Here is a 23357-nt window from a genome sequence, read left to right on the forward strand (position 1 = left end):
ATGGAAACGCTGTTGGAAGTGCGCAACCTGAGCAAAACCTACCGCTACCGCACCGGGCTGTTCCGCCGCCAGCACGTCGAGGCGGTGAAATCCGTCAGCTTTACCCTGCGCGAAGGCCAGACGCTGGCGGTGATCGGCGAGAACGGCTCCGGCAAATCCACGCTGGCGAAGATGCTCTCCGGCATGGTGGAACCGACCGCCGGCGAACTGCTGATCGACGATCATCCGCTGGAATTCGGCGATTATCGCTACCGCAGCCAGCGCATTCGCATGATTTTTCAGGATCCGAGCACCTCGCTCAACCCGCGCCAGCGCATCGGCCAGCTGCTGGACGCGCCGCTGCGGCTGAACACCAGTCTGGAACCCGCCGAACGCGAGCAGCGCATCAACCAGACGCTGCGCCAGGTCGGCATGTTGCCGGATCACGCCTACTACTATCCGCACATGCTGGCTTCCGGGCAGAAACAGCGCGTCGCATTGGCGCGTGCGCTGATCCTGCAGCCGAAGGTAATCGTCGCCGATGAGGCGCTGGCCTCGCTGGACATGTCGATGCGCTCGCAAATCATCAACCTGATGCTGGAACTGCAGGAAAAACACGGTATTTCCTATATCTACGTCACTCAGCACCTCGGCATGATGAAGCATATCAGCGACCAGGTGTTGGTGATGCACGAAGGAGAAATCGTCGAACGCGGCAGCACCGCCGAGGTGTTGGCGGCGCCGCTGCACGAATTGACCAAGCGCCTTATCGCCAGCCATTTCGGCGAGGCGCTGACCGCCGACGCCTGGCGGCGCGACGGCGGCCGTTTTTGAGCCCCGTCCTGGCCTGCAATAAACCCGCTGCGGCGGGTTTTTTATTGCCGCACGCGCCTGCCGCTACGCCAGAAAACGCAAATACAAATTACATTCTTGTTATATATCCTTATATTTTATTCCTTTCAGTTATTGATTAGTCCGTAACATTATTTTATCTCGCCAGGGCGATCGGTGAGGATATCCCCTACGTTGAGCCTCTCATACGACAGGATATCGCACTGATGAACAGCCTTCGCCATCGCCGCCTCTCGCAGTTTCTGCTTACGCTGGCCGCCGGTTTCTCTGTTTACGGCCACGCGCTGTGCTGCGATGAACTGCGCTGAATCCGCCTTTCGCCCCGCCAGCGGGCATGTTGCCTCTTTGTCCAGCCGCCGCTGCCGTACGCAGCGTTGGCTGTTGATCACGATTAAGGATTGACCCTATGGAACGACTCCGTCGACAACATAATGCCCAGTGGTATCACGAAACCCAAAGCAGCGTACGGGGCGATGCGCCGCTGGAGCCGCAGGCGGCCACCCTGCGCGATCGTTTTCTGCTGGGGCTGGGCGCCTTCGCCGACGAAGCGCTGAATGCTGCGCTCAGCGCCCGCGCCGGGGTATTCAACGCCTCGCTGGCCGGTTACCACGCGCTGTTTCCCGACCAGGTGTCGCTGTCACGATACATGACATTGTCACCCTACGATCGCCTCAGCACCGCGTTGACCGTCGCTCAGGTGACGGGCGTGCAATCGCTTTGTAGCCACTACGCCGCCCGCCTCGCCCCGCTGCACAGCCCGGACGCCTCCCGAGAAAGCAATATCCGTCTCGCCCAGATCACCCAATATGCCCGCCAGCTCGCCAGCCAGCCCACGCTGATTTGCCGCAGGGCGCTGCAACAGCTTGGCGACGTCGGGCTGAGCCCGGCGGATATCGTAACCTTCTCTCAGACGATCGGTTTTGTCAGCTATCAGGCGCGCGTAGTGGCGGGTGTGGCGGCGTTAGCCGGCCGCCCGGCGGTGGTGGTGCCCGGCTTCCCGAACGTCGAAGACGCCGATGGCGTCGCTTTCAGCGCCGACGAGTTGAGCTGGACTGCGCGTCTGCCGACAATCGACACGGAAGCCGCCGCCGCCGAACAGCTTGACGTGCTGGATCAGAGCCACCCGCAGGCGCGCGCCGAATCTTATTATTTGCTGTTGGCGCACGATGCCGCCGCGCTGCGCGAGCGTAACGGCGTGTTTAACGGCATCAATGCCGAAGGATATGGGTTATCGAGCCGATTGAAAGCGCTGGCGACGCTGGTGGTCTCGCGCATCAACGGCAGCCGCTACTGCGCGGCTACGGTGGCGCAAGAGCTACAGGACGACGGGCTGGCCCAGGCGCTGTTCGCCGGGCTGCCTCAGGGGCTGGCTTTTACCGAGGATGCCGTCAAACGTGCAGTGATCCACACCGCCGCCGAGCTGACGCGCGCTCCGGAGAAATTCACCCCGCAGAGCGTGCAGCCGTTGTTCAACAGCGGCCTGAATCAGGCGCAGGCGCTGGAAGTGATCCTCACCGCCGCGCTCTACGCCTGGGAAAACCGCCTGCGCCAAACGCTGGGCGATGCAGAGCCGGCACAGCCGGCGCAATGACCTATCACTGAGTTGACGGCTAATTTCGCCGTTAACTCTCTTTGGTCTATTTTGGCTAAAAACTTCACCAAAAGATGAACTGATAAAGTATAAATCCGAAAAAATAATATTTGTCAGAATTATGATTCGTTTTTTCCTGCCGTTCGCGAAAATAACGACTCGTCAAAATTATGTCTGCAAACAAAGCAATAGAAAGATTGCGCCCTCGCTCAATTATGTAACCGTTCTCATCGCAGAAGCAGTAAAACAAGGTTTTAACCCTGCTAATTAATAGAGGAACACATTAACGCCTCTAACTTTTCAGCAGTGGTGGCCTTGCTGTTTAGTTTCTATGATTAAGCCGATAGCGACGTTGTGATTTCCATTTCAAATATTCACTAAAAATAAACGCTCGCCGTCAACCCCATTATTTTTTGATTTTCCATCACAGCAAAAAAATATTGTGAGGTAACCCCATGTCTGAGCAAGAACTTAAATCCAGCAACAGTATCGTTAACGTGATTGTCGTCATCGATACCGATGCTCTGATAGAAGCATTCGAGAATAACAACCCCAGTCAGGACTCCGGCAACCCAACAGGTATCGGCCATCAATACGCTTATATGGTCGTCACCTCCGAACAGGTGATCGGCGGTTCCGGCACGGCGGACCTGAACTTTAAAGCCAATGTCGGCGACGTCATTCGCTGGACCGGCACCTCAGAATCCGCCAATTTCGACGCCGGCGTGCTGATCTACGGGCTGCCGCAGTTCGGCAGCGGCACCCAGGTCTTTTCCAACCCGACCTTCAAAATGTACACCCGCAGCTCGATGATGCCGGCGCAAAATACCGTGTTCCCCGTTACCTTCACCAACCAAAGCTATTGGTTCATCCAGGCGGACATCAGCAATACCGGCACGGAAAATTATTGCATCCAATTTGGCCTTTATTATCGGCCAAATGGCGGCGATCAGAAATTACTGGGTTATTTCTATTGGGATCCGACCATTACCATCAGCAATTAACCTTATTCCGTCGACCGTTAGGCACCACATGATTATGGCCCCTCGGGGCCATAATCGTTGCGGAAACATCGGGTAAACTTAAACGTCTCTATTCATTTTGCCGACGCAGCCACTCGCTGGCGGCGTCGAAGAATTTTTGCGCCAACGGCGTGGCGCGCTCCGCCATATCGACCACCACCGCCGCATGACGCGGCATGGCGCCGATGGCCACCGGGCGCCGTTGTAATGCCGGCATCAGCGGCGATTGCAGCTGGCCGCGCGGGAACAGCCCGCAGCCCAGGCCGACGAAAATTCCCTCCAGCAGTTGGAAGATCGAGGCAGTTTCCAGCCGCGTGTGCAGCGTCAACCCGGCGTCGCGGAAGTGTTGATCGAGATAGCGGCGAAAATAACGCGTCGGCTCGGCCAGGCACAGCGGCAAGGCGGCCACCGCCTCCAGCGGCAACGGCGTGTCGCCCACCAGCTTAGGGAAGTGTTGCGGATGAAATACCAGCTCGACGCCGGTTTCCACCAGCGGTTGCGATTGGAAATGCAGCTCCTTTAAGGTCGACAGCTCGAAAAAGCCGATGCCGATGTCAACGGTATGCGCCGTCAGCGCCTCCAGCAGCTGATCGGCGCTCAGCACCGCCAGCCGGTAATCGAGATGCGGGTAACGCGCGCTGACCGCCTTGAGCATTTCCGATACCGAGATACTGCACTGCGGTACCACGCCAAGGCGCAGCGTGCCGTGCAAGCCGTGCTTGAGCGACTCCACCTCCAGCTTCAGCCCCTGGTAGACCGAGACGATCTCACGCGCCCACGCCAGCACCCGCTCGCCTTCGGCGGTAAAACCGCCGAAATGGTTGCCGCGGTTAATCAGCGAAACGCCCAGCTCTTTCTCCAGATTTTTCAATCGCATGGATAGCGTCGGCTGGCTAACGAAGCTGGCTTCCGCCGCCCGGCCGAAGTGGCGTTCCCGTTCTAAATTACACAAATAAATCAGTTGTTTAATATCCATAGCGCGGCTCAATGATCGGCATTCGCATCAGTATACCACCGGGCGCCGTCGCCCGCCCGGCGAGTCAGAGCTTCAGCTTCACGTAATCCGCCAGGCGAGAGAACACGCCGCCCTGCGGCACCGCCTGCAGCGCCACCAGCGGCAGGGTTTTCACCACCTGGCCATTGTCGCTGATGCGGATCTCGCCGACGGTCTGCCCTTTGCCTATCGGCGCTTCCAGCCGCGCGGCAGTGATCACGTACTGCGCCTTCAGCTTGTCCGCTTCGTTTTTTGGCAGGCTGAGCGACTGGTTCTGCGCGCTGCCGACCGGCAAGCGGTGATCCTCGCCGTACCAGACCGGCTCTTCCCCCAGGCTCTGCCCGGCGCTGAACAGGTGTACGGTGGTAAAGTCGCGCAGCCCCCAGGTCAACAGCTTACGCGCCTGCTCCTCACGCCCCTTAGAGCTTTTGCCGCCCATCACCACGGCGATCAGGCGGCGATCCCCTTCGGTGGCGGAGGCGATGATGTTGAAGCCGGCCGAGGCGGTGTGCCCGGTTTTCAGCCCATCGACGTGCAGCGTCTTATCCCACAGCAGCCCATTGCGGTTCTGCTGCGTGATACCGTTCCAGGTCAGCGACTTCTCACTGTACATATGATATTCCGCCGGTTCACTCATGATAATGGCACGCGCAATCACCGCCAGATCGCCGGCGGTGGTGAACTGCCCCGGCGCATCCAGCCCGTGTACCGTTTCGAAATGGGTGTTCTGCAGGCCCAGCTGCGCGCTCTTCTCGTTCATCAGCTTGACGAAGTTGGCCTGGCTGCCCGCCACATAGTCCGCCATCGCCACGCAGGCGTCGTTGCCGGAATCGATGATAATGCCGCGGCTGAGATCGCGTACCGTGACCCTGTCACCGGGCTTCAGGAACATCAACGAAGACCCCTTGAACACCGGGTTGCCCTGCGCCCAGGCGTCTTTCCCCACGGTGACGACATCGTCAAGACCAATCTTGTGCTGGTCAAGCGCGTGGTCGATCACCAACCCGGTCATGAGTTTGGTCAGGCTGGCCGGGTTGCGCCGTTCATCGGCATTGCCGGCAGCCAACACCTGGCCGGTGGTGTAATCCATCAAAACGTAAGAGGCGGCGTCTATCGCCGGCGGGGTCATGGTGGGAAAATGGGGCGTCGTTCCCGCCGCCTGCGCCGCTAAAGGCAGTAATATACCGCCGATCACCACTGATACTGAACGCTTCACGCTGTGTTCCTCAGGCCCGCAGGCTGAATAAAATGCCAATATAATCCGCGAGATAGACTGCATTAATTCACTTTCAGACGAAACCATTACTCTTTTGCAGCGGGTGTCTTTATGCAACCATTTGTTTACGTCATCGTCCGCCGGCGATAGATAAGCTCTATGCCGCCATTGCCCCATTCGATTAGACGCCACCCGGCAGCCCCCCTAAACTTGTGACATAAATACGCAAGACGCATAAAAAAGCGTTTACTTTTTAGCTACAACCACCTGCGAAGTGTCATCATGAAATTTAAACCGTCAATCAAGCCTTACACCGGCCCGGCGGGCGGCTGGGGTTCGCTTGAAGCCACCACCCGCTTTGTCCTCGACAGTAAACAAACGCTCAAAAACATGCGCAACCTGATGCGCGTCAACAAGGCTCGCGGCTTCGACTGCCCAGGCTGCGCCTGGGGCGACGACAACCACAGCACCTTCAGCTTCTGCGAAAACGGCGCCAAAGCGGTCAGTTGGGAAGCGACGCGCAGCGCCGTCGAGCCAGAGTTCTTCGCCGCCCACAGCGTCAGCACCCTGCAGCAGCAAAGCGACTATTTCCTCGAGTATCAGGGGCGCCTCACCCATCCGATGCGCTACAACGCCGAAACCGACCACTATGAGCCTATCCATTGGCCGGACGCGCTGGCGCTGATCGCCAAGCACATCAACGGCATGGACAACCCGAACCAGATCGAGCTGTATACTTCGGGCCGCGCCAGCAACGAAGCGTCGTACCTTTATCAGCTGTTCGGCCGCATGCTCGGCACCAGCAATTTCCCCGACTGTTCCAATATGTGCCACGAGGCGAGCGGCGTTGGGCTGAAGCAGAGCATCGGCGTCGGCAAAGGCACCATCCGCATCGATGACTTCGAAAAGGCCGATGCCATCTTCGTGTTCGGTCAAAACCCCGGCACCAACCACCCGCGCATGCTGCACAGCCTGAAAAACGCCGCCCGACGCGGCGCGCGCATCGTCAGCTTCAACACCCTGCGCGAACGTGGGCTGGAAAGGTTCGCCGATCCGCAGGATCCGGTACAGATGCTGACGCCAAAATCTTCGCCGATCAGCTCTTCCTATTACCAACCGAATCTGGGCGGTGATATGGCGGCGGTGCGCGGCATGGTGAAAGCCCTGCTGGAAACTCACCGCCAGCGTCTGGCCGCCGGCGAGCCCGCCCTGTTCGACCTGGCGTTTATCGAACGGCACAGCGTCGGCGTAGAGGCTTACCTGGCGCAGGTAGACGCCACCGAGTGGCAGACCATTACCGCGCAGTCGGGCCTGAGCGAGGAGCAGCTGCGCCAGGCGGCGGCCACCTATCAGGGCGCCGAACGGGTGATCTGCACCTGGGCGATGGGCGTGACGCAGCATAAGCACTCCATTGCGACGGTGCGCGAAATCACCAACCTGCAGCTGCTGTTCGGGCAACTGGGCAAACCGGGCGCCGGCCTGTGCCCGGTACGCGGCCACAGCAACGTCCAGGGTAACCGCACCATGGGGATCGACGAGAAGTCGCCCAAAGCGCTGCTCGACAGCCTGGAGCGCCACTTTAACTTTACCGCCAACCGCGCGCTGGGCCACAACACGGTGGAGGCGATCGAAGCGATGCTGCGCGGCGAAGTGAAAGTGCTGATCGCGCTGGGCGGCAACCTGGCCGCTGCGGCGCCGGACACCGAGCGCACCGCCCGCGCCCTGCGCAACTGCGATTTGACGGTGCATATTAGCACCAAGCTTAACCGCAGCCACCTGGTGACCGGCAAAGACGCGCTGATCCTGCCGACGCTCGGCCGCACCGAACTGGACATGCAGGCCAGCGGCTCACAGTACATTACGGTCGAGGATTCGTTCAGCATGGTGCACGCCTCGGAAGGCATCGGCAAACCGCTGGCGGAGACCCAACGTTCGGAGACGGCGATCGTCTGCGGCATCGCCGACGCGGTGCTGGGCACCCGGCAGTTGGACTGGCTGGAACTGGCCGACGACTACTCGCTGATCCGCGATCATATCGCCGCCACCATTCCCGGCTTTGAGGATTTCAACCGGCGCTGCGACCAGCCCGGCGGTTTCTACCTGGGCAATGCCGCCGCCGAACTGCGCTTCGCCACGCCAAGCGGCAAGGCAGAATTCAGCGCCGCCGCGCTGCCGACCACCCTGTTCCCGCAGCTGGGTGGCGAGCAAGCGCCGTTTACCCTGCAGACGCTGCGCTCGCACGATCAGTACAACACCACCATCTATGGTCTGGATGACCGTTATCGCGGCGTTTACGGCCAACGCGAAGTGTTGTTCATCCATCCGGAGGATCTGGCGGCGCTGGGCCTGCAGGATGGCGAACGGGTAGAGATTGAAACCCTGTGGAACGATGGCGTGGTGCGTAAAGTGGACGGGTTCAAGCTGGTGAGTTACGACATTCCGCGTGGCAACCTGGCGGCCTACTACCCGGAAACCAACCCGCTGGTGCCGCTGGCCAGCTTCGGCGACGGTACCGGCACGCCGACTTCGAAGTCGATTCCGGTGGTGATCCGCCGCAGCGAACAGCAACCTTCGCTGCGCATCGCCTGAAAACGCGCGCCCGGTTCACCCCGGGCGCGCCAATATCGCCAGGATGGTCTGCAACTCGTCGGACAGCTGATGCCGTCGCCAGACGAAATACAGGTCGCTCACCCCCTCCTCACCCATTTCCACCACCTTCAGCCCCGGCGCCGGCAAGATCAGCGGCAGCAACGAACCGGGTACGCAGGCGACGCCACAACCGGCCTGCACGCAGGCCGCCATCGCGGCATAAGACTCCATTTCCAGCGTCATGCGCGGTTTCAGCCCGCGCGAGGCCAGCCAGTGATCGACCTTCAGGCGAAACGAACATTCGCGGCTGAAGGTGTAAAACTCCAGCGGCGCCAGCGTGGCGGCGTCGGGTTCCCCGGCATCGGCCGGCATCAGCAATACCAGCCGTTCGTCGAATGCCTTTTGGCTGGCCAGCAGCGGATGTTCTATCGGGCCGTCGGTGATCGCCAGATCGAGATCGCTGTCGATCAACATGCGTTCCAGCACCAGCGAGTCGCGGCTCAGCACGTTGATGTGCAGATGAGGCTGTAAACGGCGCAGCCGGGCAATGCGCACCGGCAAATGGCTGACCAGCGAGAAATCCAGCGCCCCGAGGTTCAGCAGCCCATGTTGGTGCTCGCCGGCGAACAGCTGCTTGCTGCGCTCCGCCTGCGCCACAATGTCGCGCGCCTGCTGGTAGAACAGCCGCCCTTTGGGATTGACGTACAGCCGGTTCTTGTCGCGGAAAAACAGCTCGCCGCCCAGCGACTCCTCCAGCTCGCGCAGCCGCAGCGTGACGTTGGAAGGCACGCAGTGCAGCTCGCGCGCGGCGGCGGCGATGGTTTTATGTTCCACCACGGTGCAGAAAAACTTCAGCTGGCTCAGCTTCATCTATCATTCACTTTTAGTTAGTGTTTTAGTTAAAAACAATCACTTTAGATTAGCATCGATTTCACCTACAGTCTGCCGACACCCTGAGGAGGATCTCTGATGCCACTGAATGACCTACTGACGCTGCCCGGCGTGGCGGCCCAACCGGATGCGGTAACCGACGGTTACGTGTTCAACCACACCATGATCCGCGTGAAGGATCTGACCAAGGCGCTGGATTTCTACACCCGCGTGCTGGGCTTTACCCCGGTTTATCTGGAAACGTTCGAAGAAGCCGCCTTCACCATCTGCTACCTGACGCGCAGCCCGCGTGAACAGATCCCGCAGGACGACGACGAACGCAAGCGCTGGGCGCTGAGCCAGCCAGGAATTCTCGAGCTGACCCATAACCACGGCACCGAAAATCAGGCGGATTTCCACTATCACAACGGCAACGGCGAGCCACGCGGCTTTGGCCACCTGTGCGTCACGGTGCCGGACGTGCGCGCCGCCTGCGAGCGGTTTGAGCGCCTCGGCGTCACCTTCCAGAAACGCCTGCATGAAGGCCGCATGAACTACGTGGCGTTCATTCGCGATCCGGACGATTACTGGATTGAAATCCTGCAGCCGACGCCGCTGCAAGACTGACGGTCACCCGCCCTCCACCCCGGCCCTCGCGCCGGGGTTTTTCATCGATAGCGTTTCGATTGACCAATCTTGCGCAAAATCGCGCGGCAACGCGGGGTTCAGTGACGTTAGGCTTGCTCGCAGCGGGTGATTCGCGTAAAACTGTCAGCCGCAAATCTTGCCACTCACAACCCATTCACTGGACGATATGTTTCAAGATAACCCGCTGCTGGCGCAGCTTAAACAGCAACTTCACTCTCAAACCCCGCGCGTTGAAGGCGTCGTGAAAGGGACTGAGAAAGGCTTTGGCTTTCTTGAAGTAGACGGTCAAAAAAGTTACTTCATTCCGCCGCCGTACATGAAGAAAGTCATGCACGGGGATCGCATTATCGCCACCCTGCACACCGAGAAAGAGCGCGAAATCGCCGAGCCGGAAACCCTGGTCGAGCCGTTCCTGTCGCGCTTTGTCGGCCGCGTGCAAAAGCGCGACGACCGTCTGTCCATCGTGCCCGACCATCCGTTGCTGAAAGAGGCGATTCCGTGCCGCCCGGTGCGTGAATTGACCCACAACTTCCAGGCCGGCGACTGGGCGGTGGCGGAAATGCGCCGTCATCCGCTGAAAGGCGATCGCGGCTTCAACGCCGATCTGACCCAGTTTATCACCAACGGTGAAGACCATTTCGCCCCGTGGTGGGTGACGCTGGCGCGTCACAACCTGGAAAAAGAGGCGCCGGAGATGCTGGCTCTCAGCGAACCGGCCGCCGCGTCGGCGCGTGAAGATCTGACCGCGCTCGAATTCGTCACCATCGACAGCGCCAGCACCGAAGACATGGACGATGCGCTGTACGTGACCGACAACGGCGACGGTTCGCTGCAGTTGACCATCGCCATCGCCGATCCGACCGCCTACGTCGAACAAGGCAGCAAGCTGGACGATATCGCCCGCGTGCGCGCCTTCACCAACTACCTGCCTGGCTTCAACATCCCGATGTTGCCGCGCGATCTGTCGGACAACCTGTGCTCGCTGCGCCCTAACGAGCGCCGCCAGGTGCTGGCTTGCCGCGTGACCATCGCCGCCGACGGCGCGCTGGGCGAAGATATTCAGTTCTTCGCCGCCGAGATCGAATCCAAAGCCAAGCTGGTATACGACGAAGTGTCCGACTGGCTGGAAGGCATTGCCGGCTGGCAGCCGCCGAGCGACGCCATCGCACAGCAGGTAACCCTGCTGAAACGCGTTTGCGACGCGCGCAACGCCTGGCGCCACCAGCATGCGCTGGTGTTTAAAGATCGCCCGGACTACCGCTTCGTGCTGGGTGAAAAAGGCGACGTGCTGGAGATCGTTACCGAGCAGCGCCGCAGCGCTAACCGCATCGTTGAAGAGTGCATGATCGCCGCCAACGTCTGCGCCGCCATCGTGCTGCGCGATCGCCTGGGCTTCGGCGTGTACAACGTGCACACCGGTTTCGATCCTGCGCTGGTCGAGCAAGCGGTCACCGTATTGCAGGCCAACGGCGTGGAAGCCGAAGCCGACAAGCTGCTGACCCTCGACGGTTTCTGCGAACTGCGCCGCCACCTGGACGCGCAGCCGACCCAGTTCCTCGACAGCCGCATCCGCCGCTTCCAGACCTTCGCGGAGATCAGCACCACGCCGGGGCCACACTTCGGTCTGGGGCTGGAGGCTTACGCCACCTGGACATCGCCGATCCGTAAATACGGCGATATGGTCAACCATCGCCTGCTGAAGGCGATCATCAACCAGCAGCCGGCGGAAAAACCGCAGGATGACGTGACGGTACAGCTGGCGGAGCGCCGCCGCCTCAACCGCATGGCGGAGCGCGACGTCGGCGACTGGCTGTACGCTCGCTTCCTGCAGGACAAGGCCGGTACCGATACCCGCTTCAACGCCGAGATCATCGACGTGACCCGCGGCGGCCTGCGCGTGCGCCTGCTGGACAACGGCGCCGTTGCCTTCATCCCGGCACCGTTTATTCACGCGGTGCGCGACGAGATGCAGTGCAGCCAGGAAACCGGCACCGTGCAGATCAAGGGTGAAGTGGTTTACCGCCAGAGCGACACCTTGCAGGTCACCATCGCCGAAGTGCGCATGGAAACCCGCAGCGTGATCGCCCGCCCTGCGGCCTGAACGCCAACCTGAAACGGTAGCAGCGCCAAACGCCGACGGTGAAAACCGCCGGCGTTTTTTTCGCCTCATTCCGGCTAGCGCAGCGGCTCGCCGCCGGTTTCGCGCAGCAGCGGCAGTACCGCCAGCGAAGCCAGCGTCGCCAGCATCAAATAGACGGCGGGCGCCAGCAGCGAGCCGCTCAGCGCGATCGACTGCGAGGCGATGTACTGGGCAAAACCGCCGAAGATCGCCACCCCGAGGCTGTAGACCAACGCAAACCCCAAAGCGCGAATGCGCTGCGGGAACAGCTCCGAAATCATCAGCATGGTCGGCACCGAACCGAGCGTGGTCAACCCGACCAGCAGCGCGACTATCAGCAACAGCACCGCCGGATGCGGCACCGCGCTCAGCCACCAAAACGCCGGCAGGGCCACGATCAGAATTGCGATCCGCGACCAACGGATCAGCGGCAGGCGGCCGTAACGATCGCACCAGTGCCCGACCAGCAGGCTGCCGCCGAAGGTGACAAGCCCCGCCAGCAGCATCGCGGCATAGCCGTAGGCCTGCGCCATCCCCAAGTATTTCACCGCGTAGGTGCCGAGATAATACATCGAGATGTAAGTGGCGACGGTGGCGCCGATGGTCAGCATCACGCCGAGCACCACCGCCCGCGAGTGCTTGCGCAACTGCGCGGATGGCTCGTGCGCCCGCGGCACCGACGGCCGATCGCTCTCCAGCCCGAGACGCAGCCAGCAACCGAGCGGCGCCAGCGCCACGCCGATAAAGAAAGGAATACGCCATCCCCACTCGGCCATGGCGTTCGGCTCGCCGGAAAGCACCGGCAAGGCCGCGCTGAGCGCCAGCGCGGTGACGCCGCCAACCACGGTGGCGATGCCCTGCGTCGCCAACGACCAGCTGGAATAGAAGCCGCGCCGGTTGGGCGGCGCCGACTCCACCAGCAACGACATCGACGCCCCTACCTCGCCGCCCGCCGCCACGCCCTGGATCAGGCGCGCCGCTACCAAGGTGACGGTTCCCCAGTAGCCGGCGCTGGCGTAGGTCGGCGCAAAGCCGATCATCGCCGTGCCCAGGCTCATCAAGGAAATCGTCAGGATCATCGCCGGTTTGCGGCCGCAGCGATCGGCATAGGCGCCAATCAGAATGCCGCCCAGCGGCCGCATGAAGAAGCTGACGCCAAACGTCGCGAACGCCAACAGCAATGCCAAATGCGGATCGCTGGACGGTGGAAAGAACAATACGCTGATGTAAATAACGAAGAAGTTATAAATACCGAAGTCGAAAAACTCCAGCGCATTACCGAAAGAGGCGGCGAATATGATCTTTTTGCCGCTGGCGTTCGGAGCCGATATTATTGCCGTTTGAGTTTCAGCCGTATTTTCACTCATCATTATCTTCCCTGTTATTATTTTTCGCGTTTATTTTAAATACGCTTCCGCCAACGCTGCCCAATAATGGCTGCCGGCCGCCAGACAGCCGTCGTTAAAGTCATATCCCGGGTTATGCACCATGCAGCTGCCTTCGCCATCGCCGTTGCCGATGATCAGGTAACAGCCCTGCGGGTGCGCATCGAGCATAAAGGCGAAATCTTCGCTGCCCATCAGCGGCCGGGCGCCATAGTGCGCGCGGGCGGCGCCGAACTGCTGTTCCGCCACGCGGTGGGCGAAACGGGTTATCCCTTCGTCGTTGACCAGCACCGGCGTGCCGTTAACGTGTTCCACCACCGCGTGAGCGCCGAAGCTTGCCGCCTGCGCCGCGATCAGCGCCGGAATGCGCGCCAGCAAGGTTGCGCGCGCCTGGCGATCCAGCGAGCGCACGCTGAGCTTCATCTCCGCGCTGTCCGGAATCACGTTGGCCGCCTCACCGGCCTTGATGCTGCCGACGGTGATCACCGCCGCTTCCAGCGGATCGATATTGCGCGAGACGATGCTCTGCAGGGAAACGGTGATATGCGAGGCCACCAGCACCGGATCGATCGTCAGCTGCGGGATGGCGCCGTGGCCGCCACGCCCCTGCACCCGCACGTTGAACTGATCCATCGAGGCCATAAACGGGCCATGCTGGAAAAAGAACTCACCGAGCGGCATGCCCGGCATGTTGTGCATGGCGAAGATGGCGTCGCAGGGGAAGCGCTCGAACAGCCCCTGTTCCACCATGCGCGCGCCGCCGTTCAGCATCTCTTCCGCCGGTTGGAAAATCAGGTGCAGCGTGCCGTTGAAGTTGCGCGTATGCGCCAGGTAACGGGCGGCGCCGAGCAGCATGGTGGTATGGCCGTCATGGCCGCAGGCGTGCATGCGGTTGGCCACGCTGCTGCTCCAGGGTTTGCCGGTGTTCTCCTCGATCGGCAAGGCATCCATATCGGCGCGCAGCCCGAGGCTTTTCACGCCGTCGCCCGCCCGCAGCGTGCCCACCACGCCGGTGCCCGCCAATCCGCGGTGCACCTCATAACCCCACGAACTCAGATAATCCGCGACCAGATCGCTGGTACGAAACTCTTCGAAACCCAATTCGGGGTGCTGATGAATATCGTGCCGAATAGCCGTGAGCTGCGGTAAATACCCTTCGATGATTTTATTTATCATAATTACATTCCTTTCGTGATTTTATTATTTATTTGGTGAATGAATAAACCTGAGGGTGAAAATAAAGGTATAACACGGCATGAATAATTTTATTTCGGCTCGCCTCGACAGATAAAATAATAATCCGCCAGACGCCGTATCCAGATAAAAAACGACAATGATTCGCTGTACGCGCCGCGAAAATGCAGAATGAATAACTGCCCGGGATTCTGTGGGCGGCAGCCTGCGCCAACGCTGTTTCATCACTTTGTTTTTACACTAAAACCCCACCTGCTTCACATTTCTCATCCGACCTGCCGCGGTTCAGCGGCAAAACTTCTACTGTTAAAACGTCATTCCAAATAACAACGTCGATTTTTACCTCTGTACGCCAAGGAGTTGTTTCATGAAAAACATCAGGTCCGGACTTATCTGGCTGCTGGTGGCGTTGGTCGGCGCCTTCGCCTTCGCCATGCTGGCGCTCAGCCGCGGCGAACACGTCAACGCCGTCTGGCTGGTGGTCGCCGCCGTCGCCTGCTACAGCATCGCCTACCGCTTCTACAGCCGGTTCATTGCCGACAAGGTCTTTGAGCTGGACGACCGCCGTCTGACCCCGGCCGAACGCCGCAACGACGGCCTGGACTATGTGCCCACCAACAAATGGGTGCTGTTCGGCCACCACTTCGCCGCCATCGCCGGCGCCGGGCCGCTGGTGGGGCCGATTCTGGCCGCGCAGATGGGCTTCCTGCCGGGGACCATCTGGATCCTGGTCGGCGTCATGCTGGCCGGCGCGGTGCAGGATTTCCTGGTGCTGTTCATTTCCACGCGCCGCGACGGGCGTTCGCTGGGGGAAATGGCCAAGCAAGAGTTGGGCGCCTTCGCCGGGGTGATCACCATGCTCGGCGCGCTGGGGGTGATGATCATCATCCTGTCGGCGCTGGCGCTGGTGGTGGTAAAAGCGCTGGCCGACAGCCCCTGGGGGCTGTTTACCATCGCCGCCACCATCCCGATCGCGCTGTTCATGGGCATCTACATGCGTTTTATCCGGCCTGGCAAGATCGCTGAAATTTCGGTGATTGGCTTCGTGCTGATGCTGCTGGCGATCATTTACGGCGGCAACGTGGCGCAAGATCCCTACTGGGGGCCGTTCTTCACGCTGCACGGCACCACCCTGACCTGGGTGCTGGTGATCTACGGCTTCGTCGCTTCGGTGCTGCCGGTGTGGCTGCTGCTGGCGCCGCGCGACTACCTTTCCACCTTTATGAAAATCGGCGTCATCATCGGCCTGGCCATCGGCATCGTCTTCGCCATGCCGGAGATGAAAATGCCGGCGGTCTCGCGCTTCATCGACGGCAGCGGCCCGGTGTTCGCCGGCGCCCTGTTCCCGTTCCTGTTCATCACCATCGCCTGCGGCGCCATTTCCGGCTTCCACGCGCTGGTCTCCAGCGGCACTACGCCCAAGTTGGTGGAGCGCGAAAGCCACATCCGCTTTATCGGTTACGGCGCCATGTTGATGGAGTCTTTCGTCGCCATCATGGCGCTGATCTGCGCCTCGGTGCTGGATCCGGGGGTTTACTTCGCCATGAACTCGCCGGCGGCGCTAATCGGCACCACGGTGGAAAATGCTTCGCAGGTCATCAACAGCTGGGGCTTTATCGTCACGCCGGAAACGCTGGCGCTGATCGCCAAAGAGGTGGGTGAGAACTCCATCCTGTCGCGCGCCGGCGGCGCCCCGACCTTCGCCGTGGGCATGGCACACATCATCAGCGAGGTGTTCAACAGCCGGGCGATGATGGCCTTCTGGTACCACTTCGCCATTCTGTTCGAAGCGCTGTTCATTCTGACCGCCGTCGACGCCGGCACCCGCGCCTGCCGCTTTATGGTGCAGGATCTGGTGGGCGTGGCGGTACCGCAGCTGGCCAACAACCGTTCGTGGTTCGGCAACCTGGCGGGCACCACGGTGGCGGTGGCCGGCTGGGGCTTCTTCGTGTATCAGGGCGTGGTCGATCCGCTGGGCGGCATCAATACCCTGTGGCCGCTGTTCGGCATCGGCAACCAGATGCTGGCGTCAATGGCGCTGATCCTCGGCACCGTGGTGCTGTTCAAGATGAAAAAACAGCGTTACGCCTGGGTCACCATTCTGCCGACCGCCTGGCTGTTCGTCACCTCCATGACCGCCGGCTGGCAGAAGATCTTCCATGAGAAACCGAGCATCGGCTTCCTGGCGCAGGCGAAGAAATTTTCCACCGGCATCGAGCAAGGCACGATCATTGCGCCGGCCAAATCGCTGAAAGACATGGAAACCATCGTATTCAGCAACCAAATCAACGCCGCGCTGTGCGGGTTCTTTATGCTGGTGGCGGTGACCATGCTGATCGCCGCCTTCTTCGCGATCCGCCGGGCGTTGCGCTCCGAACAGCCGACGACGCATGAGGTCAGCGCCGCGCTGCGGGAGGAGACCGGCCGCGGCTGAGTCTCGCCGTTAGGAGAAACGGCCGGCCTCTTGAGCAGCGCACTGCTTAAGGGGTTGGGCCGTTAACGGACGACAGTTTGTCTGAAGATGTCGCCCCTAGGAATATTGTCTTCACCGACCCGCTTCTTGATTTCCGTCGCCAGGTACGGCGAGGCGCCGCCCGCCAGGTTATTGCCCGCCAGTGCCGTCAGCGCCCCCGTCACCGCCTGCGCCGCCTTCTGCAGGTCGCTGCCGGTGCCGTATTGCCGCATCGCGTTGTCGTACGCCCGCTGCATCACCGCCGCATCGTTCGTCGGTTTACCGCTCTTCTCAAGCTGCTCCCTGGCCTGCGCCTTCAGCCCGGCGATATCGCCCTGCGTGCGAATCACGTCCATCACCTGGCCGCCAATCTCGCCGATAAGCTGCGCCTGCTTGAGCCGGTTTTGCTCCTTCTCCTTGTTGAATATCGGGCTGATGCTGCCGTCGTTGGCATGCTCGGTATCCCGGTTCAGCTGCGCGCCATTGGCTTATCGAAGCCGAAATCACCGACATACAACAAGTTCAGCCCCCCGCTGTACCCGATTTTATTTAGTTACAGTAATGATAGTTCAGGGCGTAGAAGCAATCCCTACCGTTTAATCATGACTTATAAAAAATCAAACAATAACCTCCGTTATTATTGTTTGGTCATTAACTCTATTGATTCTAAGATTATGAGCATCTGGCAAACTATTAATTAACATTTCAACAGTCCCTCTTGGAAAGGTTTTTTCTTGGATTGTTTTTTCGAAATCAGTCGAGTAAAAAAATCGTTCAAAATCACCATCAAAACCCAACCAGAACACGCACCCATAGTCCGACAGTTCACAAACATCAAGCCAGATCACATTCTCTGGTGCACCATCAGAGAAATCCAAGTCAGCCAAAGAGATATTTCCAATATCCCTTACCCCATCACCTAATTGACTATTCAGACTATCTTTTAATGAAGATATAACAACATAAAGATCCGTAACCGTCCCTTTCCCAGGAATTAAGGTATCGCCAACAATAAAATTGAAAAGACCGCTTGGGGAAGTCAATTCAAGCACATACTCTAGCTGAATACCTATTTCCAAAGCATTTCCAACAATCATTTTATTTTCCACCCTTCCTGTTTTCTTAAAGCAGCCCTAACGTCATTCGGTAATTCAAGTTTATTTTTTGGATCCGCCGTACTACCTGACCAGTGAAAACCTCCTGTATTATCAGGAGAAAATCTGTGTATATCACCATTACTGTCTATTGTGTAACGAGCCTTATGCTCTTTACCTTTTATTGTCAACGGCACTGAATTTTCAAAAAGAAACAGTGAATTTTTAGGCTCAATTCCGGCATTAGGTCTATTGCCTACCCCTCCAAGGGTATGCTTAGAGTTTGACTGATAAACAAACCCATTGCTCGTTTTCACTGGTTCAGGCACAGGGATAGCGCTACCTTTACCAGCCTTACTTACCCCGCCCAGCGCACTTAACGCCACGCCCGCAATAATATCGGCCTGAGCCTGATCAAGGCCGTATTTTGCCATGATCTGCTCTGACACTTTATTGCTGGCAATAACCCCGTCGGCATCCATCTGGTGCGCCCAGGTCGCCGTCAGATCATAGACCACCTTGATCGGGATATCTTCACCCAAGGCACGATCTATAGCCTGCTTCACTGCCAGACTGTCCGCCAGGACCTCACCGTACTTCTTCTGACAGGTTGTTGGGCTGCTTGCACAATCGCTGATTAGCTGTTGCTGCTGGGCGGTACTCAGTTCTTCGTACTTTTTAATGATCCCAGTACAGTCACCACCGCCAGCCTGGCAGGATTTCATTTCTGCCGACCAAGCATCTATCTGCTTACTGCTCAGATAGTTATTCTCCACCGCATTCTTCCCGGCCTGCCCGCCGGTCACCGCTCCCGCAGTATCGCCCGTCGCCAGCCCGCCTGCAAGCCCTGCGGCCAGCTGGCTTAGTGCGCTCACCTGCTGCTTCTCGCTTTCGCTCAGCTGCTGCGCCGTCTTGCCCGGGAACAGCTGGCCGGCAATGTAGCGCGCCGCCAGTTCGCCACCACCTGCACCCAGTCCCCCTGCTGCGGCCGACTGGTTATTCAACTGCGCGGTCACCGCGCCCAGCACTGCATGCGCCATCGCATTGGCGGCCATGTTGTCTTCACCGACCCGCTTCTTGATTTCCGTCGCCAGATACGGCGAGGCGCCGCTCGCCAGCGCGCCCGCCAGGTTATTGCCCGCCAGTGCCGTCAGCGCCCCCGTTACCGCCTGCGCCGCCTTCTGCAGGTCGCTGCCGGTGCCGTATTGCCGCATCGCGTTGTCGTATGCCCGCTGCATCACCGCCGCATCGTTCGTCGGTTTGCCGCTCTTCTCAAGCTGTTCCCTGGCCTGCGCCAGCGCCGCCGGGTCTTTCTGTGCCTTCAGCCCGGCGATATCCCCCTGCGTGCGGATGACGTCCATCGCCTGGCCGCCAATCTCGCCGATAAGCTGCGCCTGTTTGAGCCGGTTTTGCTCCTTCTCCTTGTTGAATATCGGGCTGATGCTGCCGGCGTTGGCATGCTCGGTATCCCGGTTCAGCTGCGCCACATCCTGTTGCTGTTTGTCAGTGTCGCGAACTATCAGCGCTCCCTCACTAACATCGGATTTTGCTTATGGTTGGTAATCCTCATATTCCCAAGCAAAAACACGAGAGAGTTTCTGAGCAATCTCCATCCAGTCACTACCTTCACACTGGTCAATATAATCCGTGATGGTTTTGGTGATCTCATCCAAATCGTACTTTCGAACCAACAGAGTATGACGTATCAGCTCAGGCACCCAGCGATTCTTACAAAGCCATTCAGGAGTGCAAATTAACACTTGATAATCATGCCCTCCGACCTCATTTTCAGGACCGATACATAAGTTGACCCATAATCCAAAACAATCAATCTCATCAGGTTGATAAGTTTCTGGAGTGAATTCTGCTGAGTAAACACCTAAAGATTTAAGCTCACCTTTCATTGAGTTATCACCATGTGCGCATTGCCTGTTTTTTGACCATCTTTTAATGTTTCAAAGTTAGCTTGAACACCTGTTGGGCTTAGTTCTTGCGGTGTATTCGGCTTCGAGGCGGGATAGCGATAAACACGAGTGCCGTCGGCACTTATCAAGCCTTTTCCATCACTGAGTGGTCTAGCTCCATCACCCACCCAAATTTTACCCAAGCGATCGGCTTCTTCTTTGCTGCCTGAGCCAATACCGTAGTTAAGCTTTCCATTGTCACCTTTAACTACCGCTGCCAAACGAGGATCTTGCTTGGCAATATTATTCAGGTTTTGCTGTTTTAACTCTTCTTTCAATTTTGGGTAAGTGGCAGCATTATGTGCTGATATTTCACTACTAGCTTTATTTAGCTGCTTAGACGCTTCAGCAACATCCCCTTTCTTCAGCGCTGTCTCTGCCGCCTTGATCGCTTTGCCCGCGGCATCACCCGCACCCGGTATAATCCCTATCGCCGCAACCAGATAATCCAAAGCACTCTGCGCTTCCGCAAAACTCTTGATATCCCCAACCACCGGCACAAAATCTGCACCTGTCGACAGGATATCTTTCAGTTCTTCCCGGCGCTCAGTATACATCTTCACCGAGCACGCTTCCGCGCTCATTCCGGCACAGTTTTGCTGCTTATAACGTTCGTTCTCTGCGTCGACACGTTCTTCGGCTACCTGCTGAGGTGTCTTACCCTGAGATACAGCGTCAACAAGATCACTCAGCGCGTTATTCTCTACCGCATTCTTCCCGGCCTGCCCGCCGGTCACCGCTCCCGCAGTATCCCCCGTCGCCAGCCCGCCTGCAAGCCCTGCGGCCAGCTGGCTCAGCGCGCTCACCTGCTGTTTCTCGCTTTCGCTCAGCTGCTGCGCCGTCTTGCCCGGGAACAGCTGCCCGGCAATGTAGCGCGCCGCCAGTTCACCGCCCCCCGCGCCCAGTCCCCCTGCCGCGGCCGACTGGTTGTTCAACTGCGCCGTCACCGCGCCCAGCACTGCATGCGCCATTGTGTTGGCAGCAACGTCGACTTCACCGGTCAGCGGATTGGTGGTCAGTTTCTTGATTTCCGTCGCCAGATACGGCGAGGCACCGCTCGCCAGCGCGCCCGCCAGGTTATTGCCCGCCAGTGCCGTCAGCGCCCCCGTCACCGCCTGCGCCGCCTTCTGCAGGTCGCTGCCGGTGCCGTATTGCCGCATCGCGTTGTCGTACGCCCGCTGCATCACCGCCGCATCGTTCGTTGGTTTGCCGCTCTTCTCAAGCTGCTCCCTGGCCTGTGACAGCGCCGCCGGGTCTTTCTGCGCCTTCAGCCCGGCGATATCGCCCTGCGTGCGGATGACGTCCATCGCCTGGCCGCCAATCTCCCCAATCAACTGCGCCTGCTTGAGCCGGTTTTGCTCCTTCTCCTTGTTGAATATCGGGCTGATGCTGCCGGCGTTGGCATGCTCGGTATCCCGGTTCAGCTGCGCCACATCCTGCTGCTGTTTGCCGGTGTCGCGAACTATCAGCGTACCTTCGCTAACCCCGGCCTTTGTCGTGCCCTCGGCGTGCCCGCTGTGGTTGGCGCCCGACAGCATACCGCCGGCCATATTGGTCAACAGGTCTTTGCCCACCGGCCCACCGGTGCTGAGGCTGCCGCCGCTGTGCGTTGCGCTGTAGTCCGCCTGGTTGTGGATGTCCGTCCAGCCCAAAGTGCCGGTATCGAGGCGGTTTTTCTCCTTGTCAGCTTGGCTTGCAATCACAGCGCCGTCGAGCTGGGTGTGTTCTTTGACCTTGACGTCATACCCGCCTTGGCCGGCAAACAGCCCGGTCTGCTCTTTCACCGAGTCGAAGTTGCTGTGCAGTTTGTCCTTACTGGCGCTAAAATTCGCCGAGCCGCTGCCGGCGCCGATCGGCACGCTGATCCCGCCGCTCATCTGGGTCTGCCTGGCGTCATAGCGGTCGCTGTCTTGTTGGCTTTGCAGCGTCAGGTTACGGCCCACGTCGACGGTGACTTTTTCTCCGCTGGCCTGCGCGCCGGTAAGCCGGGTGTCGCGGCCGCTGGTCACCTTGAGATTACTGCCGGCATCCAGGGTGGTTTCGGCATGCGTCAGGCCGTTGCCGTTCTCATGCCCCTTGCCGGCATTGACGCCGGCCGAGACGCTGATGCCATAACCGCCAGAGCCTGCGCCGATGCCGACACCGACGTTGCCGCCTTTGCTGCTGTTTTTGCCGACGGTGCTTTCGCTGTTCTGCGCCGACTGCAGGGTAATGTCCCGCACCGCATCGAGCGACAGGTCTTTGCCCGCTTTCAGCTGGCTGCCGGTGATGGCGATATCGCCACTTTGTGCGCTGTGGTTCTTGCCGCTCGCCGTTATCGACAGGTTTTGCCCGGCGGTAAGCGTGCTGCCCTGCGACTGGCGGCTGTCGGTGCGGGTTTCGCTCTTCGACGATTGGCTGCCGTAGGAGGCGCTGATACCCACCGTATTGGTGGCGCCCTGCGCCGCACCTTCGTCTCCCGGCTGCAAGCCGGCAGCGGCGTTTTTCGCCTCCGCCGAGGCGGTCAGCGCATTGTCCCGCTCCCAGGCTTGTGCAGCCTGCACGCCGGACAGCGCCGCCTTGGTGTTTTGCAGCGCGTTCAGGCGCCCATCGCCTTCTTTTCGCGCCTGCTGCGCCGAGCTGACGGCGGTGTTGAGCGCGCCGCCCACGGTGCCCGACAGCGCCACGCTTAGGCCGCTCTGCTTCTGCTCGTAGGTCTCTTTACGCGTGCGCGCATCAACGCCGGGATCGATAGTCACGCTGTCGCCGGTAAGAGCCAGATCCTTGGCCGCCACCAGATCGGCGCCGCCGATGTGCAGTTGGTTGCCCGCCGTGACGTTGACGCTGCCCTGGCTGCTGCCAACGGTGCTGACGCTTTGGCTCTGGGTGGTGGCTTTCTCGTCGATTTCGTGTTTGCTCGACTGTTTGCCAATGGTGAAGCCGATGCCACCGCTGCCCAGCAGGCCGCTTTTTTTCTTCTCTTCCAGCCGGTAATGCGTGTCGGTCTCGGTGGCCGCGCCGATGTCGACGTTACGGCCTGCCTGCAGGTTCACGTCCTGGTCGGCGGCAATGGCCGAGCCGGTGACCGTCAGATCGTTGCCGGCGCTGACGCTGACGCTGTTGCCGCTGAGCAGGCTGCCTTTCTCGCGTGTGGTGGCGTCATGCGCCACGCTGTGGCTGCTGCTTTTTTTCAGGAAACCTTTTTTCTGTGACCGCTCTTCACTGAGGGCCGACTCGCGTTCGGTGGCGGTATTGAGGGTCACATCCTGCTTCGCCTGCAGGGCGATGGCGCCCTGGACGCCCTTCTAAGAGTCAAGCTGTTATCGGGATACTGTTGATCCGCCTGTTTTGATTGCGCAGTAACGTGTAAACTTCGCGGGAGATATATCGCTTTAGACAGCGTATCGCT

14 protein-coding genes and 3 pseudogenes are annotated in these 23357 nt (G+C 59.6%); 7 read left to right on the plus strand and 10 right to left on the minus strand.

Going from position 1 to position 23357, the window contains the following annotated elements:
• The 3 genes from sapF to ACJ8IM_RS24395 all read left to right on the plus strand — a co-directional run bounded on the left by sapF (position 1) and on the right by ACJ8IM_RS24395 (position 3426).
• Positions 1-813: a putrescine export ABC transporter ATP-binding protein SapF gene (gene sapF, locus ACJ8IM_RS24385; protein ID WP_033648455.1), complete on the plus strand. Its 813-nt coding sequence runs from the start codon at positions 1-3 to the stop codon at positions 811-813.
• A gap of 424 nt (positions 814-1237) precedes the next feature.
• Positions 1238-2422, plus strand: coding sequence for a CMD domain-containing protein (locus tag ACJ8IM_RS24390; RefSeq protein ID WP_101455563.1), 1185 nt, complete (start codon positions 1238-1240; stop codon positions 2420-2422).
• 455 nt (positions 2423-2877) lie between these two features.
• The gene (locus tag ACJ8IM_RS24395; protein WP_101455564.1) at positions 2878-3426 is read left to right on the plus strand and encodes an inclusion body family protein; all 549 of its coding nucleotides are present in this window, start codon (positions 2878-2880) and stop codon (positions 3424-3426) included.
• Positions 3427-3514: 88 nt separating this feature from the next.
• Here ACJ8IM_RS24395 and ACJ8IM_RS24400 read toward each other — a convergent pair whose 3' ends face one another.
• Both ACJ8IM_RS24400 and dacD read right to left on the minus strand, forming a co-directional pair.
• Positions 3515-4420, minus strand: coding sequence for a LysR family transcriptional regulator (locus ACJ8IM_RS24400; protein WP_033653045.1), 906 nt, complete (start codon positions 4418-4420; stop codon positions 3515-3517).
• Between the two features lie 64 nt (positions 4421-4484).
• The gene (dacD, locus tag ACJ8IM_RS24405) at positions 4485-5654 is read right to left on the minus strand and encodes a serine-type D-Ala-D-Ala carboxypeptidase DacD (protein ID WP_101455565.1); all 1170 of its coding nucleotides are present in this window, start codon (positions 5652-5654) and stop codon (positions 4485-4487) included.
• A gap of 282 nt (positions 5655-5936) precedes the next feature.
• Here dacD and ACJ8IM_RS24410 point away from each other — a divergent pair, with 282 nt between their 5' ends.
• The gene (locus ACJ8IM_RS24410) at positions 5937-8243 is read left to right on the plus strand and encodes an FdhF/YdeP family oxidoreductase (RefSeq protein ID WP_101455566.1); all 2307 of its coding nucleotides are present in this window, start codon (positions 5937-5939) and stop codon (positions 8241-8243) included.
• A 15-nt stretch (positions 8244-8258) separates the two neighbouring features.
• On the opposite strand, the gene ACJ8IM_RS24415 is transcribed toward ACJ8IM_RS24410, so the two are convergent.
• A complete protein-coding gene (locus ACJ8IM_RS24415) occupies positions 8259-9113 on the minus strand; it encodes a LysR family transcriptional regulator (protein ID WP_033653043.1) in 855 nt (284 codons plus the stop codon).
• 99 nt (positions 9114-9212) lie between these two features.
• Between ACJ8IM_RS24415 and gloA the strand changes: the two genes are divergently transcribed.
• Both gloA and ACJ8IM_RS24425 read left to right on the plus strand, forming a co-directional pair.
• Entirely contained in the window at positions 9213-9740 is a 528-nt protein-coding gene (gene gloA, locus ACJ8IM_RS24420; RefSeq protein ID WP_004930603.1) for a lactoylglutathione lyase, read from the plus strand.
• Between the two features lie 187 nt (positions 9741-9927).
• Positions 9928-11862 (plus strand): exoribonuclease II, encoded by a 1935-nt coding sequence (locus ACJ8IM_RS24425; RefSeq protein ID WP_033653041.1) that lies wholly within the window; start codon positions 9928-9930, stop codon positions 11860-11862.
• Positions 11863-11936: 74 nt separating this feature from the next.
• On the opposite strand, the gene ACJ8IM_RS24430 is transcribed toward ACJ8IM_RS24425, so the two are convergent.
• Both ACJ8IM_RS24430 and ACJ8IM_RS24435 read right to left on the minus strand, forming a co-directional pair.
• Positions 11937-13247, minus strand: a complete 1311-nt coding sequence (locus tag ACJ8IM_RS24430) for an MFS transporter (protein ID WP_033653039.1) — start codon at positions 13245-13247, stop codon at positions 11937-11939.
• A 30-nt stretch (positions 13248-13277) separates the two neighbouring features.
• Complete coding sequence (locus ACJ8IM_RS24435) at positions 13278-14441, minus strand: M20 aminoacylase family protein (protein ID WP_033653038.1); 1164 nt, start codon at positions 14439-14441, stop codon at positions 13278-13280.
• Between the two features lie 385 nt (positions 14442-14826).
• On the opposite strand from ACJ8IM_RS24435, the gene ACJ8IM_RS24440 reads away from it, so the two are divergent.
• The gene (locus ACJ8IM_RS24440; RefSeq protein WP_033653036.1) at positions 14827-16893 is read left to right on the plus strand and encodes a carbon starvation CstA family protein; all 2067 of its coding nucleotides are present in this window, start codon (positions 14827-14829) and stop codon (positions 16891-16893) included.
• Positions 16894-16994: 101 nt separating this feature from the next.
• On the opposite strand, the pseudogene ACJ8IM_RS24445 reads toward ACJ8IM_RS24440, so the two are convergent.
• The 5 genes and pseudogenes from ACJ8IM_RS24445 to ACJ8IM_RS24465 form a co-directional block, all read right to left on the minus strand.
• A pseudogene (locus ACJ8IM_RS24445) lies at positions 16995-17387 on the minus strand (hemagglutinin repeat-containing protein); the annotation flags it as partial.
• Between the two features lie 141 nt (positions 17388-17528).
• On the minus strand, positions 17529-18020 hold the full coding sequence (locus ACJ8IM_RS24450) for an immunity 42 family protein (protein WP_229601681.1): 492 nt from the start codon (positions 18018-18020) through the stop codon (positions 17529-17531).
• A pseudogene (locus tag ACJ8IM_RS24455) lies at positions 18005-19552 on the minus strand (VENN motif pre-toxin domain-containing protein); the annotation flags it as partial. The pseudogene ACJ8IM_RS24455 and the gene ACJ8IM_RS24450, both read right to left, overlap by 16 nt.
• 3 nt (positions 19553-19555) lie before the next feature.
• On the minus strand, positions 19556-19909 hold the full coding sequence (locus tag ACJ8IM_RS24460; RefSeq protein ID WP_072008382.1) for an immunity 8 family protein: 354 nt from the start codon (positions 19907-19909) through the stop codon (positions 19556-19558).
• A 653-nt stretch (positions 19910-20562) separates the two neighbouring features.
• Positions 20563-23244: pseudogene (locus ACJ8IM_RS24465) on the minus strand (hemagglutinin repeat-containing protein); the annotation flags it as partial.
• Between the last annotated feature and the right edge of the window lie 113 nt (positions 23245-23357).

The sequence above is a fragment of the Serratia sp. CY33525 genome (assembly GCF_052169115.1).
GTDB classification, from domain to species: domain Bacteria; phylum Pseudomonadota; class Gammaproteobacteria; order Enterobacterales; family Enterobacteriaceae; genus Serratia; species Serratia sarumanii.

What these genes read in the sequence shown, in the direction of transcription:
- sapF (WP_033648455.1), top strand. Translation starts at nt 1, where the DNA reads ATGGAAACGCTGTTGGAAGTGCGCAACCTGAGCAAAACCTACCGCTAC.
- ACJ8IM_RS24390 (WP_101455563.1), top strand. Translation starts at nt 1,238, where the DNA reads ATGGAACGACTCCGTCGACAACATAATGCCCAGTGGTATCACGAAACC.
- ACJ8IM_RS24395 (WP_101455564.1), top strand. Translation starts at nt 2,878, where the DNA reads ATGTCTGAGCAAGAACTTAAATCCAGCAACAGTATCGTTAACGTGATT.
- ACJ8IM_RS24400 (WP_033653045.1), bottom strand. Translation starts at nt 4,420, where the DNA reads ATGGATATTAAACAACTGATTTATTTGTGTAATTTAGAACGGGAACGC.
- ACJ8IM_RS24410 (WP_101455566.1), top strand. Translation starts at nt 5,937, where the DNA reads ATGAAATTTAAACCGTCAATCAAGCCTTACACCGGCCCGGCGGGCGGC.
- ACJ8IM_RS24415 (WP_033653043.1), bottom strand. Translation starts at nt 9,113, where the DNA reads ATGAAGCTGAGCCAGCTGAAGTTTTTCTGCACCGTGGTGGAACATAAA.
- gloA (WP_004930603.1), top strand. Translation starts at nt 9,213, where the DNA reads ATGCCACTGAATGACCTACTGACGCTGCCCGGCGTGGCGGCCCAACCG.
- ACJ8IM_RS24425 (WP_033653041.1), top strand. Translation starts at nt 9,928, where the DNA reads ATGTTTCAAGATAACCCGCTGCTGGCGCAGCTTAAACAGCAACTTCAC.
- ACJ8IM_RS24430 (WP_033653039.1), bottom strand. Translation starts at nt 13,247, where the DNA reads ATGAGTGAAAATACGGCTGAAACTCAAACGGCAATAATATCGGCTCCG.
- ACJ8IM_RS24435 (WP_033653038.1), bottom strand. Translation starts at nt 14,441, where the DNA reads ATGATAAATAAAATCATCGAAGGGTATTTACCGCAGCTCACGGCTATT.
- ACJ8IM_RS24440 (WP_033653036.1), top strand. Translation starts at nt 14,827, where the DNA reads ATGAAAAACATCAGGTCCGGACTTATCTGGCTGCTGGTGGCGTTGGTC.
- ACJ8IM_RS24460 (WP_072008382.1), bottom strand. Translation starts at nt 19,909, where the DNA reads ATGAAAGGTGAGCTTAAATCTTTAGGTGTTTACTCAGCAGAATTCACT.